This window comes from Chondromyces apiculatus DSM 436 (genome assembly GCF_000601485.1).
GTDB classification, from domain to species: Bacteria; Myxococcota_A; Polyangia; order Polyangiales; family Polyangiaceae; genus Chondromyces; species Chondromyces apiculatus.
In genome coordinates this window covers 66,286-81,988 of record NZ_ASRX01000028.1, presented here as the reverse complement: position 1 = coordinate 81,988, position 15,703 = coordinate 66,286, and the positions used below count along the sequence as shown (strand labels likewise).

Sequence of the window (15,703 nt, the reverse complement as noted above, 5' to 3'; positions counted from 1 at the left end):
GGTCCTCGTACCTGAAGTACGGGGTCGATCGACCTATCGAGCAGGGTCGATCGACCTATCGGACAGGGTCACTCGACCCATCGCGCGGGGTCACTCGACCCATCGGGCAGGGTCACTCGACCCATCGGGCAGGGTCACTCGACCTATCGAGCAGGGTCGATCGACCTATCGGACAGGGTCACTCGACCCATCGCACGGGGTCACTCGACCCATCGCACAGCGTCCCCGATCTATCTCGCGGGGTCGATCGACCTATCGGACAGGGTCACTCGACCCATCGCGCGGGGTCGATCGACCTATCGGACAGGGTCACTCGACCTATCTCACGGGGTCCCCGACCTATCGGACAGGGTCACTCGACCTATCTCACGGGATCCCTCGACCCATCGCACACGGTCCTCCGATCCACGCCACACCATCCCCCGACCCGTCACTCAGCATCGATCCAGTCACACCACTGACACAGTCTCGCCTTCTGCCAGACGTGTCCGTCATCCGCGCCCGCGCCTCCCTCCCCCTGACCGAACATCGACGCTGCTGAGGAGCCGCCTGCGCGCCTGGGTAGCGCGCTTCTCCTCGGAGACGCCCGAAGCGCGCGCTCTGCTTCGCGTCGGGGGCGGGTCGCGGCGCGCGCCGACGCGTAATTCTGCGATTTGCGAACAGTCGGACACCCAGGCACGGCGGGTGCAACAGCGGTGGGCAGAACGGGGGAAGTACAACCCACCCCGCAACGAGGCAGCCTTGCGTCGAACGCCCTGGATGCTCTCCGTGCTCGCGCCGCTCTGTGTCACGGCGCTCGCGGCGCTCTCCACCACCTCCGCTCGGGCGGAGGAGGTGGATGAACAGCCACAACTTCAGATGTCGAAGCCCATTCGCTGCATGCGAGGACCGGAGGGAAGACCCGTTCGCGTCCAGTGCGAGCCCGAAGGCGGCGGCCAGCGCTGCCTCGTCGCTCCCGCGACCAATGCCTACACCGGCGAGATGCTCGAGGGGCTGGGCATGTGCACGAGCGAGGAAGGCCCCGAGGCTTACGCAGCGCTGGCAGCGAGCGGCGCGCGCCTCGTCCCGGCCCTCGCGGATGCGCTGCCTGGCTATGCGCGCTCGGACACGGGGCGCGCCTTCCAGGTGAAATTCGACCTGATGAACCGCCTCTACATCGGCGCGAGCTGGGTGCCGACCTTCCAGATCCGCGACCGCGGCACCGGCCCCACGTTCGGGCCCTTCGCGCGCGGGTCGGCGGAGGCGGGCATTCACCTCAGCATTCTCTCACCCCACGCGCGCGCGCGCCACGAGCTGCGCATCCTGGAAGGGTCGGCCACCTTCGACGATCTGGAGCTGAACGGGGTGGTGTTCTCGTACGATTATCAGCACCGCCACCGCCGGCCTGCCTTCTGGCTGAGCACCTTCATCGGCCCGCCCGCGGTCTTTCCCGTGGCCGCGCGCACGGGCTGGGGGTTCCGCATCTTCAGCGTCAATGACCGGCCCCCGGCCTTCCGCAATGCGCTCGACATGGAGTTCGGCGAGCTGCACCTGAGCTGGCACCCGTGGCAATCGCGGGACATGTACAGCTTCCTGCGCCTCGAAGCCGGCGGCGACTTCGGGCATTACTGGCAGAACCGCGCCGAGGCGAGCGAGGGCCTCGACACCGGCCAGTGGTACGCGGGCCCGACCGCCGCGGTGCGCTCGCGCTTCAGCCTGGGCGAGGGCGGGCTGCACATGATCACCACCGAGATGACCTACCGGCGCCCCACGGCGATGAACGGCGTGCACGGCGCGCCCTCCGGGGCCGCCATCAACCGCCTCGACGCGCTGCTCGCGTACGAGGGGGTGCTCCTCGCCATCAACGACCAGCCCCTCAGCGTGCGGCTGACCGCCGGGGGCAACACCCGGAACGACCTCGTGGAGGACCTGCGCAGCGTGGAGCTGCGGCTCTCCGCGGGGCTCCGCATGTCTTTCTGGGCACCACCGCGCGTCTTCGAGCCCATGCCCGAGCTCGAGGACCCGTGAGCCACGCCCTCGGCGTGCTCAAGATGCTCGGAATGCTCGGTGTGCTCCTCGTCCTCGTGGCGCCAGGACGGGCCCGCGCCGAGGAAGGCCAAGGCCAAAGCCAGGGCGTCAGGACAGGCGCGGCGCGCGGCGAGGACGTGGACGATGGCGATTACCGCGTCTCGGAGGAGGGTCACCGGTTCCGGGTGCGCTTCGACCCCGCGAGCCGGATCTGGGTCGGCGTCGCGAGCGCGCTGACCGGGGACGCGCGTGAGCCGGCCGTGCGTGGGCCGGAGCTGTCCCTGGGCCTGTCCTACCGGGCCCTGCACATCTCCGGCGCCGGGCCGCTGCGCGTGGTCTGGCAGGCGGATCACCGCGTCCTCGCGGGCTGGGTGGTGCCCACCGCGCGGCCGATGCAGGGGATCCCTGCGCTCGATGCCACCGTCTACAGCGCCTCGTTTCTGCGCCACGACGAGTCGCCCCGCATCGTGCTGCCCACCTCACCGCCGGTCGGCGTGCCGTTTCCCTTCGACGTGGGCGTGGAGGCCGAGGTGGGGCGCGTCTGGGTCCCGCCCGTGGCGCCCCTCGGTCAGGCCGGTCAGGCCGGTCAGGCCGGCCAGGCCGGTCAGGCCGGTCAGGCCGGTCAGGCGCAAGGCGGCCATTCCCCCTTCATGCGGATCGGCGTGGTGCACGCCTCGGCGCTGCTCGACCCGTGGCGCTCCGGGAAGCCCGGGCGCAGCCTCGAAGTGGGGCTCGGCGTGCGCTACGACATCGACGCTCACGCCGCACCCGCGCCCTCCAGCGCGAGCAGCGCCACCAGCGCCTCGGACGCGCCCCCGCCCCTCGGGCGCCCGCGCCTCGTGCACCGGGTGGCGCCGATGACGGCCGGCTCGGTGCGCGCGCGGGTGCAGGCCGCCGATGGCCTCACCGCCGTCGATGGCCGCGTCGACGTGGTCCCTCACTGGACCAGCGAGGGGACGTGGCAGCTCATGGTGCTCTCCGCCGCGCACTTTGAGCGCACGCTCCTCGCCATCCAGGATCAGCCCATCTTCGCCGTGCTCGAAGGCGCCTACCGCCTCACCCCGCCCGCGCTGGATGCGGCCGAAATCCACGACCTGCGGGTGAGCCTCGGCCTGAGCTGGGCCCTGCAGCTCAATTGATTCACCCGACAGGGGATGCGCCGCCGCCCCGCTGAGCAACTCTCTCACCCCCTTCACGCTTGGGGGGCCGCTCGTATTCGCATACGTGGTGATGGTTGTGCGTGCACCCCCGTCTACATGCACGCCATGTCCGCTCACCGCAGTGCAGGCGGGTAAAGACGCCTTATCGGTCCTGATCGGTACCGCAGGCGAACCCTCACTTCTCCATCGAAGCGCCACCCGCTACACCCGCGCGAGAGATCCGACGGAGGACCGGCTGTCACGAGGTATTACGACGAGGCTTACGGGCACAGAACCTGATTCGTCACCGTTCAAGTCAACGGCGAACGCCTCGGACGTTGAATCTCCGATTCACGGAGACCCATTTGAATCTGACGCTGACGTAAGCTGAATAAGCGGGCTGCGTATAAGCCTTGCCTTGATGCTGGAGCCCAGGCATGTTGGATATTCAATCCACCACCCTCAGAGGCGGTGGAGAAACAAAGGAGAACCCGGTGAAGACGCTCCTTCCTGTCAGTGCATTCTTCATGCTCGCGAGCGTCGCGCAGAGTTCCATGGCCTTCTGGGCGCCCACGTATTCACGTTGCTCCAAGGACCGACTCTGGATGTCATCGACGAGCCCGGAGGGGAACTTACCCAAGGGGCGCCGTGAATGGGCAATCAAGGCCTACGTCGAGTCAAACGGCAATGGCGATTACTGGAGCTCTGCACTCGATGAGGACGTGGCCGTTGCGTCGGCGGTCTACCAGCTCGAAATTTATCCCGTTTACAAGAAGAAGAACGCTACCATGGTGGGCTGGATAGGTCCCGGTCCATCTGCCACGGGGCTGGGTCTGCAGAACACCTATTCAGGGATTCGTAATGTGCCGAGGAGCTACAAACCCGGCTCGTCCGATCCCGCGAATCATGCGGTGATAACGGGACTATGCGAACCTGGCTGCTACGAATCCAATCAATCGATTCGCTTCAGCGACGGTATGATTCCAATCCAGAAAGCCCACGAGCTTGGCCGTCGCGATCTGGTCACTCTCGATGCCTCGGCCACGTTTGAATCGCTGGTGTTCATGAGGAACGAGGTGGCGCTCTATACAGTCGATGGGGAGGAGGTCGAACAGGACATGGTGGTCGTCAGGACGAGCGCCGGCGACAAGGCAGAGTTCTTCATGGCCATGCTTCACGTGAGCGAGGCCGATGCCCGAGCATTGAAGGAACACACGAATGGTACTGATCTGGAGGCGCTCCTCGCCTACGCCGAGCAGCACCACGACGCTGCGTGGGCAGAGCCATGACGACGCGCGAACGTCGCTTCTCGATGATGTGCGGCCTCGCGCTCGGCGCAGCAGGCGCCGCACGCACAGTCAGGTTGCGAAGGACAGCCCTGGGTCGGCACGTGCTCCGCTGTCGAGGATCATGAGGTCTGTCCCCGGCCCCCGGACGGAGCAATCGATGCTGGGGTCCCCGTTGATAGTGGCATCCCGGTTGACTGCAACTCCAGCGGACACTGCGCGGGACAGGTGAGTCCAGGCATCGAGCAGTGCTCGACGACGACCGATGAGAACTGTGATGGTGTCGGCGTGTGCACCGGCGGTCCTCGGTGGGGCACCTCCCTCGGCGACGATGGCGATCAGTTCGCTTTCGATCTCGCCGTGGACGCTGCCGGGAACGTGAGTGTCACCGGCGGGTTCCGTGACGTGCTCTCCCTGGGAGGAGGACACCTCGAGAGTGCCGGAAGCGAGGACGTCTTCGTGGTGAAACACGATCGGTGCGGCGCCGTGATGTGGGCAAAGAGGTTCGGCGATCAGCAGTTCCAGGAAGCCCGGAGCATCGACCTGGATCAGCACGGCAACATCCTCGTTGCGGGCTGGCTCCAGGGCTCCGTGGACTTCGGCGGTGGCCCGCTGATCAGCAACGGGCTCACCGATGGGTTCGTCGCCAAGCTGGACCCCGACGGCAATCATCTCTGGAGCACCAGCTTCGGGGACAGGGACGAGCAGTTCGCCCACGATGTGGCCGTGGACGACAGCGACAACGTCATCGTGACCGGTAGCTTCTGGAGCACGGTGAATTTCGGCGTCGGTCCCCTCGTGAGCGCGGGGTTCGAAGATCTCTTCGTCGCCAAGCTCAGCCCGTCGGGAGAAACGCTCTGGAACGAGCGCTTTGGCGACGAGGAGACGCAGGAGGGCTTGAGCCTCGCCACGGACCCCGACGGCAACATCGTGGTGACTGGCTACATGCTCGGCACGCTCGACTTCGCGCAGCACTCACTCGTCAGCGCTGGCACCAGCGTGATGTTGCTGAAGCTCGCTCCGGATGGCGCGCATCTGTGGGGTCGGCGATTCGGAGAACAAGGGTTTCAGTACGGTCAGCGGGTCGCCGTCGACGCACAAGGAAACATCGCGCTCTCCGGCGGGTTCTCCGAGGCGATCGATTTTGGCGGTGGCCTGCTCTCCAGCGAGGGAGGGATCGACCTTTTCCTGGCCACGTTCAATCCCGAGGGCAACGCTCGCTGGCATAAAGGATTCGGCGATGCAGGCGATCAGATCGACATCGCATGTGCTGCCGATGGTGCGGGGAACGTGGTGGTGACCGGTTCATTCTCCGGCGAGATCCATGCAGGGGGAGGAGACCTCGAAAGCCATGGTTCGGAAGACCTCTTCGTCGCCAAGTTCGACAGCTCCGGCGAGCATCTGTGGAGCAGTCGGTACGGAGACTCCAGTTTTCAAGGCGGTTGGGGAGTGACCACGGATTCTCTGGGCAACATTCTCGTGGCGGGAGTCTTCACAGGGGGTTTCGATCTTGGCAACTCATCCATCTCCGGCGCTGGTAACAAAGGCTTCATCGCCAGCTTCATGCCCTGAGCCGAAGCCGGCTGGCATCTCGGCAAACGCAACGGCCCGAGCGCAGCGCGGCGCCGTGGAGTATTCACGGTTCCTGAACCCCATCGCGCTCGTACTGCTCGCGCCTGGCTGCGCACAGCTCACTGGATTGAGCGCATTCGAGATCGCGGGCGATGATGGAGAGATGGGAGCTTCGACCTCCAGCGAGGGAGGTGACCGTGGTGAGGGGGGCTCCGTGCCGGGGGGCGGCGGCGCTGGTGGCGCGGGCGGGGGTCAGGGTGGCGGAGCTGGTAGTGCGGGTGGGGGTCAGGGTGGCGGAGCTGGTGGCCACGCCGTGTGTGGCGACGGCGCGGTGACCATCCCCGAGACCTGCGACGACGGCAATGTCATGGGCAGCGATGGCTGCAGCGACACTTGCACGCGGGATGTGGGTTATGAATGCGAACAGGAGCCTTCGGTGTGCACGGATATCGATGAATGCTCCCTGGAGATGGATGACTGCCCAGCCGGTGACATCTGCGTCAACATCGACGGCGGGTTCACGTGTTTCGCGATGTGAGCCGGCTGGTGATCTCGATCAAGCCTTCTTGCGATAGCGGTGCGCGCGGAGGCGCGGGTGCGCGCGAGGAGGCCCGCGAGCGCGAGGACGAGCGCGGAGAAGGTCCACGACGACGACGTGGGGGCGCCGAGGCCCCCGAGGGAGCAACCGATGGTCGACGACGAGCCGCCGCCCGGGGTGCCGGGTTCCCCGCCACCAGCGCCGCCGTTGCCCGTGTAGCCCGAGCCGCCGGCTCCGCCAACGCCTCCGGGGTCGCCTGCGCCGCCGACACCGCCAGTGCCACCCGTGCTGCCAGCGCCACTCGTGCTGCCAGCGCCACCTGGGAAGCTCCCGCCGCCCCCGTCCCATTCGTGGGTGGTGAGGACGCGGGCGCGGATGCGGTGGGTGCGCAGGGCGGGCTCGTCGACGTAACGGCTCGTGAGAAGCAGGGTCTGGCCATGTGCGGGGGAGGTGAGCGCGGTGCCGCCGCTGTCGACCTCAGACTCGCTGACGCGGAGCCACGGGTCCGAGGAGGGGGTGTCGAACTCGCCGGTCTGGACTTCGATGCCGCACTGGCCGACATGCACGGAGCCAGCGCGGTGGAGGAGAATCAGGTGCTCGCCGTCGAAGGAGAGCTGGAGGCCCCGCTTCGGGGGGAGGCAGGGCTCGGCGTATGGCCTCGGGACGCCGCCAGGGTCGAGGACGACGCCTGCAGGGGAGACGCGGGCCTTGTGGAAGATCCGGTTGGATGAATAGGGAGCGAGGTCGCGGCTGCTCGAGACAACGATGTGGTTCACGCCGTCGAAGGCGATGGCGACGCCATCGTTCTCGATGCCGAAGTCCGGGCCGACGCTGAAGATGGGGAAGGCCTCGGTGTCGACCGCCTGGCCCGCCGGGGTGACGCGCGCCGCCAGGAGGTTCTGCCCGTCGGCCCAGACGACGAGGTGGTTCGCGCCGTCGAAGGAGAGGGCGACGGGGAGGGCTTCGGAGGGACGGGCGACGGCGAGGGTGACGGGGGCGCCGGGGCCCGTGGCGGGGTCGAAGGGGATGGCGAAGTCGACGTCGCCGTCCTCGTTGGTGCCGATGGCGAGGGCACCTGCGGGGTGGCCGCCGAGGAGGACGTCGCGGCAGGTGGAGAGCGCAGGGAGCGGGGTGGGGGCGGTGGGCGTGCCCTGGGCGTCGACCCTGGCGGTGGTCCAGTGGCCGTCGCAGGAGGAGGTGCCGTCGCCGGTGCGGCGCCAGGCGACGCGGAAGCCAGTGCCGTCGGAGGCGACGCGCGGGTGGAGGTCGTCGCGGGTGGAGGGGGTGGGGTCGAGGGGGAAGGCGGCGGCGTCGAGCGGCGCGCCCGTGGCGGAGAGGCGGGCGCCGTGGAGGGACCAGCGCTGGCCAGTGCGGGAGTCGGACCAGACGGCGAGGTGGTGCTGGCCGTTCCAGGCGAGGGCGGGAGAGACCTGGGCGTTCTCGCCGGGGGTCGTGGAGAGCGGGGCCGGGTCGAGGAGGGCGCCGCTCGGGGCGACGCGCTGGGCCATGACGCGGGTGAAGGGGTCGGGGAGGCTGCCGGGGCGGTCGGCGAGGGAGACGAGGAGGTCGTCCTGGCCGTCGCTGGCGAGGGCGAGGCCGCGGCCTTCGCCGACAGGGGTGGGCGCAGGGTCGAGGAGGGTGCCCGCCGTCCCTTCGAGGCGCGCGCGGAAACGGGGGCCGGCGAGGGGGCCGGCGTCACCCTGGTGCTCCTCCCAGAAGACGTGGGTGATGCCCGCCTGCCCGCTCGCGGCGACGCGCTTCGGGTAGGCCGACGCAGGGTCGGCGTCGGTGTGGAGGACGAGGGGCGAGGGGTCGAGGAGGGCGCCCGCAGGAGAGATGCGCCTCGCCCACACGGGCCAGGTGCCGGCGGCGGTCCCGTGGGACCAGGCAGCGACGTAGCAGGTGCCGTCGAAGGCGAGGTCCAGAGGGCCGCTGGCGATGCCCGCGGGGGGAGGAGGGCTGAGGGTGATGGGGCTGGCGAGCTGCTGGCCCGCAGCGTCGAGGCGGACGCCGACGAGGCCCGTCGCGGTCCAGGTGGCGAGGAAGAAGCCGGCGCCGTCGCTGGCGAGGCGCAGCGGGTCGGGCTCGGGGGCGCTGGGGTGGATCACGAAGGAGGAGGCAGCGGGGACCACGGTGCCCGCCGGGGTGACCCCACGGGTGCAGACGCCCGAGATGCCGCAGGGCCAGGCCGCGAGGTAGACGGTGCCGTTCCAGGCGAGGGCAGGGGCGCCGAAGACCTCGCCCCCGGTCTCGCCGACGACGGCGCGCGGCGTGTCGTCGAGGAGGGTGCCGTCCGCGCCGACGCGCTGCGCGCAGATGGTGCAGGCGCTGCCCAGGATGCCCTTGTAGGCGACGAGGAAGGCGGAGCCGTTCGTGGTGACGGTGGGGGTGTGGCCGCGGCCGAGGAGGAGGGGCTCGGGGTCGAGCATGGTGCCGTCGGGGGCGAGCCGGGCCGCGAACAGGTGCGGCGTGGGGCTGGTGAAGGGGCCAGAGAGCGGCGGGCGCTCGCGGTGGTCTTCCCAGACCACGAGGTAGGTGCCGTTCGCGAAGGCCGCGGCAGGGGCGATCTTGAGGCCGATCGAGGCGCTCACGAGAGGCTCATCGATGCCCTGCTCATCGCTCAAGGCGACGAAGACGAAGTCGGCGTCCGTGGCAGCGAGGGACGACGGCGGGTGCTCATCGGGAGAGGCGCCTGGCGTGAGCGCGACGCCGGAGACCGCCGCGCCGGGAGGTGAGGGCTCCCGGGGGGCGCAGGCAGGGAGAAGCAGGGGGAGGAGGGCCGCCAGGGTGGGGGCGGTGGTGAGGCGGGAGAGACGGCGACGGGAGGACTTTCGGTGCCTGCTCAGCGGAGAGGAGAGCGACGAGGAGGTCAGTTTCATGGGTGCGCTCCTGAGGTGCAGGGGTCGAGAGACCGGAGACGGAGCATGCTCCGCCCAGGTGTGCCACGGCGCGTGACTTCGCGTGACTGCGATGCACGAGACAGGCCATCTGTGCCGGGACGATCCAGACCATGGCACAGGTGCGCCACCAGGAACCGGCGCGGAGCCGGCGCGGGCACCTCGATGCAGACCAACGCGGGGAACGCAGGGCAGTAGCGCCGGTGAGCGGGAGGTGGCCGAACGTGCCAGAGGGTGCGCGGGTGCGGGGGACGCGGGACACGCAGCGGCTCAAGTGAAGCCACACGGCTGCACGAGCGAGGCACACACTTGCGCAAGTTGAGCCATGCGGTCACGACCTGCCCCGGGATGGACGACAGCCGGGGCCAGGCGCGCCCGAGGGATCCGATCGACGTTATTCGCAGGTTGCCCAGCGCTGCGCTGCGAGGAGGGCCCTCACGGCTGCGGCGCGGCGACCTCGTACTCGCACACGTAGTGATATTCGTACGTGCAGTTGTCGTCGTTCCATTCGCCGGTCACGTGGTACATCTCGACGCAATCCTCGGTGCCCTCGAAATCGTCGGGCTGCCCGGCTTCCCAGTTGGTGTACGCGAAGGGCTCGCCGCTCTCCCAGGCGAACGTCCCCTCGGTGGTGAGATCGGTCAGCCCGAGCCAGCGCGGCAAGGCAATGGCCGGATCGATGACGGTGTCGAACACGAAGTCCTGCTCGGCCTGGCTCGTCAGGGAGACCAGATACCCGCCCTGCGACAGGCACACCTGCTTCGCGGCTTCGTAATTGATCTTCTGCGCGGTGAACTCACCGTAGCAATGGTCGTTGTCCTCCCACTTGTGCTCCCCCTGGCGGCACTGGACGAGGCAGTCGTCGCACCGATCGCCGGGGTCGTCATTGCCGTCGTCGCACGCCTCGGTGGGCTCCACGATCCCATTGCCGCACACGCTCCCGCCCCCGGCGCCACCGGCGCCACCGGCGCCACCGACGCCTCCCGTTCCTCCGGCGCCACCCCCACCACCCGTCGTGGCTCCGCCGCCAGCGCCTCCACCCCCGCCGCTCGCGCTGGTCGAGGCGCCCTGGCCTCCGGTCGCATCGTCGCCATTCCCTGCCGCACAGCCCACGGTGGCTGCGACCACCGCCAGCAAGATCCCTCGCATCGTCGTCATGGTACGCATCTGGAGCCGCATTCCTTCCGGTTTCACCGCGCCGCGAGACTACTGCAGGCGGTGGCGATGACAAGGCGGCCGGGATGAGGCAGGGCAGGCGTATCGGCCCGGAGAGAGACGGCTGCGTCGTGACGCGATGCCTGCGGTGACGACGCTGGCGCCGCGAGGGGATCACCATGGTGGCGGTGACGCCGCGAGAGCGGCTGTCAGCGGTGGCGAGGGAGACGCTGCGAGGCACGCAACGGAGCGCGCCGCGCCGCGAGGAGGCCGGAGAGCGCGAGGGCGAGCAGGGAAAAGGTCCCGCCCGAGCCCGGGGTGGGGACGCCGGACGCACGGCAGGAGAAGTCGCCGCTGTAGGAGCTTCCGCTCTGGGGGCTTCCGCTCGGGGAGCTTCCGCTGGGGGTTCCAGGTGCGCCTCCGCCAGCGCCGCCCACGCCTCCGGGTGCACTTCCACCGTCGCCGCCACCCACGCCGCTCGGGTCGATGGTGCCGCCCACGCCCACGCCTACGTGGCAGTATCCGCCGTCACCGCCACCCACACCGCTCACGCTGCCTGTCCCGCCAGCACCGCCCACGCCTTCCTTGCCGGTGAGGACGTGGGCGCGGATGCGGTGGGTGCGAAGGGTGTTCGCGGAGAGGTAGCGGCTCTGGAGGAGCAGGCTCTGGCCGGCTCCGGCGGAGGCGAGCGCGGTGGCGCTGGTGGGTTCCTCGAGGAGGTTGAGGGAGGCGAGCGAGAGGGTGTGGCCGGTGGTGTCGACCTCGGCGACCTTGGTCTGCAGGAAGCAGCCTTCGGGCTGGGAGACGCTGACCTGGTAGGTGAGGAGCACGCGCTCGCCGTCGTGGGAGAGGCCGAGGTTCGGGCTGTGGGAGACGCAGGCCTCGGGGAGGGTGGCGATGAGGAGGCTGCCAGGGCCGAGGAGGGTGCCTGCAGGGCTGACACGGGCGAGGCGGATGGCCGTGGGGGCGGTGGCGCCGGTGGCCCAGGCGACGAGGTGGTTCTCGCCGTCGAAGATGGCGGCGGGGTCGCGGACGCCGAGGGCGGCGGCGCCGGAGACGGGGAACGTCTCGGTGTCGACCGCCTCTCCCGCCGGGGTGAGGCGCGCAGCTTCGAGATCCACGCCGTCGCTCCAGAGGGCGAGGTAGTTCGTGCCGTCGAAGGAGAGGCCGGCCGGGTGGGCGTTCGGGGGGCGGGAGATGGTCAGGGAGACCGGGGTGCCGGGTCCGGTCTCGGGGTCGAGGGGAATGGCGAGGTCGACGTCGCCGTCCTCGTTGCTGCCGAGGGCGAGGGCGCCCGTGGCGAGGGCGCCCGTGGCGTGCGCGCCGAGGAAGACGCTCCAGCAGGTGGAGAGCGCGAAGAGGGGGGTCGGCTCGGAGGGCGTCCCCTGCGCGTCGACGGTGGCCGTGGTCCAGGCGCCGTCGCACGTCGAGGTGCCGTCGCCGGTGCGGCGCCAGACGGTGCGGAAGCCGGTGCCGTCGAAGGCGACGCGCGGGTCGAGGGCGTCGCGGATGGTGGTGCTGGTGTCGAAGGGGAACGCCGCGGTGTCGACCAGCGCGCCCGTGGGGGAGAGGCGGGCGCCGTACAGGGACCAGTGCTGGCCGACGCGGGAGTCGGCCCAGACGGCGAGGTAGTGCTGGCCGTTCCAGGCGACGGCGGGGGAGATCTGGGCGTTCTTGCCGCGGGCCACCGGGCGCGGGGTCGCGTCGAGGAGGGCGCCGAGCGGGGATACGCGCTGGACACCGACGCCGGTGAAGGGGTCGGGGAAGCCCTCGGGGCGGTTGACGAGTGAGACGAGGAGGTCGCTGTAGCCATCGCTGGCGAGGGTGAGGGCGCGGCCTTCTCCGACCGGGGTGGGCGTGTCGAGGACGTTGCCCGCAGCGCTGACGCGAACCCGGAAGCGGAGGCCGGCGAGGGGGCCGTGATCGCCCTCGGACTCCTCCCAGAAGATGCTGGTGATGCCCGCATGCGCGACGGCGGCGAGGTGCCTCGGGGCAGGCGCCCAGAGGTGGTCGTTGGGGGCGACGACGAGGGGTGAGGCACCGAGGATGGTGCCCGCAGGAGAGACGCGGTTCGCGGACACGGGCCAGGCGCCGGCGGCGTTCCGGTGGGACCAGGCGACGACGTAGTTCGTGCCGTCGAAGGCGAGGGCCAGGGGGCCGCGGTCGATGACCGAAGAGGGAGGGGGGCTGAGGTAGAAGGGGGCGCCGAGAGGCTCGCCCAGGGCGTTGAGGCGGACGCCCGCGAGTCCTGCGGCGGTCCAGGTGGCGAGGAGGAAGCCGTTGCCGTCGCTGGCGAGGCGCAGGGGGTCCGGATCGTAGGGATCGGGGTGGAGGGCGACGCTGAAGGCGGCGGGGTTGACGGTGCCAGACGGCAAGATCCCGCGGGTGCAGATGCCCGTGGTGCCGCAGGGCCACGCCGCGAGGTAGGCGCCGCCGTTCGAGGCGACGGTCGGTGGGCCGAAGTTCTCGTCCCCGCCGACGACGGCGCGCGGGTGGATGTCGATGGGGAGGCCGTTCACGTCGACGCGGACGGCGCAGATGGAGCAAGAGGCATCCGGGGTGCCTTTGTACGCGACGAGGAACTGGGAGCTGCCCCCGGCGACGGACCGGAGCTGGCCGCGACCGAGGAGGCGGGCCTCGGCGTCGAGCATGGCACCGTCGGGCGCGACCCGGGCCATGAACAGGAGGGGCTCGGGGGTGTCGAAAGGGCCAGGGAGCGGCGAGCGCTCGCGGTGGTCTTCCCAGACGACGAGGTACACACCGGCAGCGAAGGCCACGGCGGGAGACGTCTTGAGGCCGACCGGGGCACGCACGAGGGGGGCGTCGAGGCCCTTCTCGGCGCCAGCAGCGATGAGGAACGACGGCTGGTGCTCGGCGGGAGAGAGGCCCGGCACGCGCGACAGGCCCTGCATGGAGGAGAGCACCGCGTCCGGTGGTGATGCCTCCGGAGAGGCACAGGCAGGGAGAAGCAGCGGGAAGAGGGCCGCGAGGGCGAAGGGCGCGGTCGTGGTGGAGAGGAGCGAGAGGGGACGGCGAGAAAACCTGCGGGACTTGCTCAGCAGGGAAAGGGAGGGCGAAGAGGTTCGCTGCATGGGTGCGCTCCTGAAGTGCAGGGGTCGAGAGAGCCGGAGAGGGAGCGGGCCCCGTCCGGATGTGCCACGACGCGTAGGCCATTTTGCACAAGGTGGGCCACACCGAGTCATGGTGTTCGGCGGACGGCACGCAGGCATCGGGCACGCACGCGGCCAGGCCGCGCGGGCTAAAATGCGGCGTAACGCGGCCATTGGTGTAGGTGACGGTGCGGGTGCAGCGCGGATGACGACACCTGTGCGTGAGGCGCGGTGGCACGCATCAGATGCGAGGCACACACGAAGCGATGGCACACGGCGGCTCAAGCTGTGCAGCGCTGCGTTGCGCGCTCTGTGCGGCGGCGTGCGCGAACCATGAAGGGAAGGGCCGGGCCTGCGCAGCAGCGACGTGACGGGCGCGGCGCAGTAGAGAGATGCACGCGCGGCGCAGCAGCGACGTGACGGGCGCGGCACAGCAGCGACGTGACGGGCGCGGCGCAGCAGCGACGTGACGGGCGCGGCGCAGCAACGTGCGGGTGCGGCGCAGCAACGTGCGGGCGCGGTGAAGGACCTGAGCCCGGTGCTGCTCTATCCACGCGTTGGGGCCGCGGCGGGATGTGGCGCCCTGTGCCCAGGGCGTCGCGGTCGCCGTCTGCCGACGCCTGCACACGCGTACACGCCTCGCGGGCGCACTGCGTGGTGGATCCCTGCTGGCTCAGTGTGGGGCACCGAGGCTCCATGCCCCCTCGCCCGTCGCGCGCCAGCCTCGTCACGCTGCGTCGTCGCGCGGCACGCGATGACACCACGCGTCGCGCTCCGCGGACCGACCTGCTTTCAGGAAGTACAGCCGGGAAAAAGGCTCATTTCTGCAAGAGAGAGGCGGAGGGTGGACCTGCCCGCGGCGGGGGGCCTGGGACGCGCCCGCGCTTCGCCCTGCGTCATCTGTCCTCCGACTTTCCGCGGCCCGCGAGACGCCCTGGCGTCGGCATGCCCCATGCTCATATGTTGACATCATGTCGCAAGCCGTCACGTGTCTCCTCCGTCGTCTCGCCGTCCTGTCGCTCCTCGTCGCCGCCCCCGTCGCCGCTGCCGGCTGTGTCGCCAGCACCGAAGAGTCTGATGAGGTCGGGCAGGGCGAGGAGGTCACTTCGGACGAGCCGGAGGCCACGGAGTCGCAGACCGACGCGGTCACGGGGACCACCGTCCTCCAGGCGGCCGATTCGAGCTGCTCGACGACCAGCGTCAACGGGCTGTCACAGCAGATCATCGCCGAGGCCCGCTGCCTGACGCCCGACGCGTACACGACCATCCCCTCGCGCCCCAACCTGACCCTGGGGTCGGCGGCGTATGCGTACCTGGAGAAGCCGGCGCGCGACAAGCTGGTCGCCGCGCTCGACGCCAACCCGTCGACGCAGATGACCATCAACTCGATGCTGCGCACCGTCGCGCAGCAGTACCTGCTCTACCGCTGGTACCAGAGCAGCCGCTGCAGCATCAGCCTGGCGGCGACGCCCGGCAACAGCAACCACGAGACGGGCCTCGCCCTCGACGTGAGCCAGTACTCGACCTGGAAGACCGCGCTCACGAGCCGCGGCTTCACCTGGCTCGGGTCGAGCGATCCGGTGCACTTCGACTACACCGGCACCGGCGCCGTCAGCTACAAGGGCCTCGACGTGAAGGCGTTCCAGCGCCTGTGGAACCGCAACAACCCGAGCGACACCATCGCGACCGACGGGCTCTGGGGGCCGCAGACCGAGACGCGGATGAAGAAGTCGCCGGCCGCAGGCTTCGCCATCGGCGCGACGTGCGTCGCGGCGCGCGAGGTCCCGGGAGGTCAGGGCGTGGACCTGCCCGACGTGGACCTGCCCGACGTGGACCTGCCCGACACGACCAGCGACGTGGACCTGCCCGACACGACCAGCGAGGCCCACAGCGCCACGCTCATCAAGCAGCTCCGCCAGGCGTCCGAGCCCGAAATCTGCGGCGACCACGCGCACTGATCCTCTCGGATCACGCCAGACAACCTCCCCGAGGTGCGGCG

Annotated in this window: 9 protein-coding genes; 7 read left to right on the top strand and 2 right to left on the bottom strand. The window is 69.9% G+C overall.

From position 1 onward, the window contains the following. Positions 1–741: 741 nt before the first annotated feature. The 6 genes from CAP_RS19440 (at position 742) to CAP_RS55795 (ending at position 6,542) form a co-directional block, all read left to right on the top strand. Positions 742–2,007 carry a hypothetical protein gene (locus CAP_RS19440; RefSeq protein WP_156040948.1) on the top strand — a complete coding sequence of 422 codons (1,266 nt, stop codon included), beginning with the start codon at positions 742–744 and terminating at the stop codon, positions 2,005–2,007. Beyond that, entirely contained in the window at positions 2,004–3,146 is a 1,143-nt protein-coding gene (locus CAP_RS19435) for a hypothetical protein (protein WP_044243196.1), read from the top strand. Before CAP_RS19440 ends, CAP_RS19435 begins: the two co-directional genes overlap by 4 nt. Positions 3,147–3,583: 437 nt before the next feature. Further along, the gene (locus tag CAP_RS50610; RefSeq protein WP_156040947.1) at positions 3,584–4,435 is read left to right on the top strand and encodes a hypothetical protein; all 852 of its coding nucleotides are present in this window, start codon (positions 3,584–3,586) and stop codon (positions 4,433–4,435) included. A 357-nt stretch (positions 4,436–4,792) separates the two neighbouring features. Next, positions 4,793–6,004, top strand: a complete 1,212-nt coding sequence (locus CAP_RS19425; RefSeq protein WP_156040946.1) for an NHL repeat-containing protein — start codon at positions 4,793–4,795, stop codon at positions 6,002–6,004. Between the two features lie 197 nt (positions 6,005–6,201). Next, positions 6,202–6,339: a hypothetical protein gene (locus CAP_RS53755; protein WP_231511572.1), complete on the top strand. Its 138-nt coding sequence runs from the start codon at positions 6,202–6,204 to the stop codon at positions 6,337–6,339. Continuing rightward, complete coding sequence (locus CAP_RS55795; protein WP_231511566.1) at positions 6,318–6,542, top strand: hypothetical protein; 225 nt, start codon at positions 6,318–6,320, stop codon at positions 6,540–6,542. The genes CAP_RS53755 and CAP_RS55795 overlap by 22 nt, the downstream gene beginning before the upstream one ends. A gap of 3,332 nt (positions 6,543–9,874) precedes the next feature. On the opposite strand, the gene CAP_RS44980 is transcribed toward CAP_RS55795, so the two are convergent. Then, positions 9,875–10,597, bottom strand: coding sequence for a lectin-like protein (locus CAP_RS44980; RefSeq protein ID WP_231511565.1), 723 nt, complete (start codon positions 10,595–10,597; stop codon positions 9,875–9,877). Positions 10,598–10,803: 206 nt separating this feature from the next. Continuing rightward, on the bottom strand, positions 10,804–13,686 hold the full coding sequence (locus CAP_RS19410) for a hypothetical protein (protein ID WP_044243191.1): 2,883 nt from the start codon (positions 13,684–13,686) through the stop codon (positions 10,804–10,806). A gap of 989 nt (positions 13,687–14,675) precedes the next feature. On the opposite strand from CAP_RS19410, the gene CAP_RS44975 reads away from it, so the two are divergent. After that, entirely contained in the window at positions 14,676–15,662 is a 987-nt protein-coding gene (locus tag CAP_RS44975) for a M15 family metallopeptidase (protein WP_052375510.1), read from the top strand. The last annotated feature ends 41 nt before the right edge of the window (positions 15,663–15,703 follow it).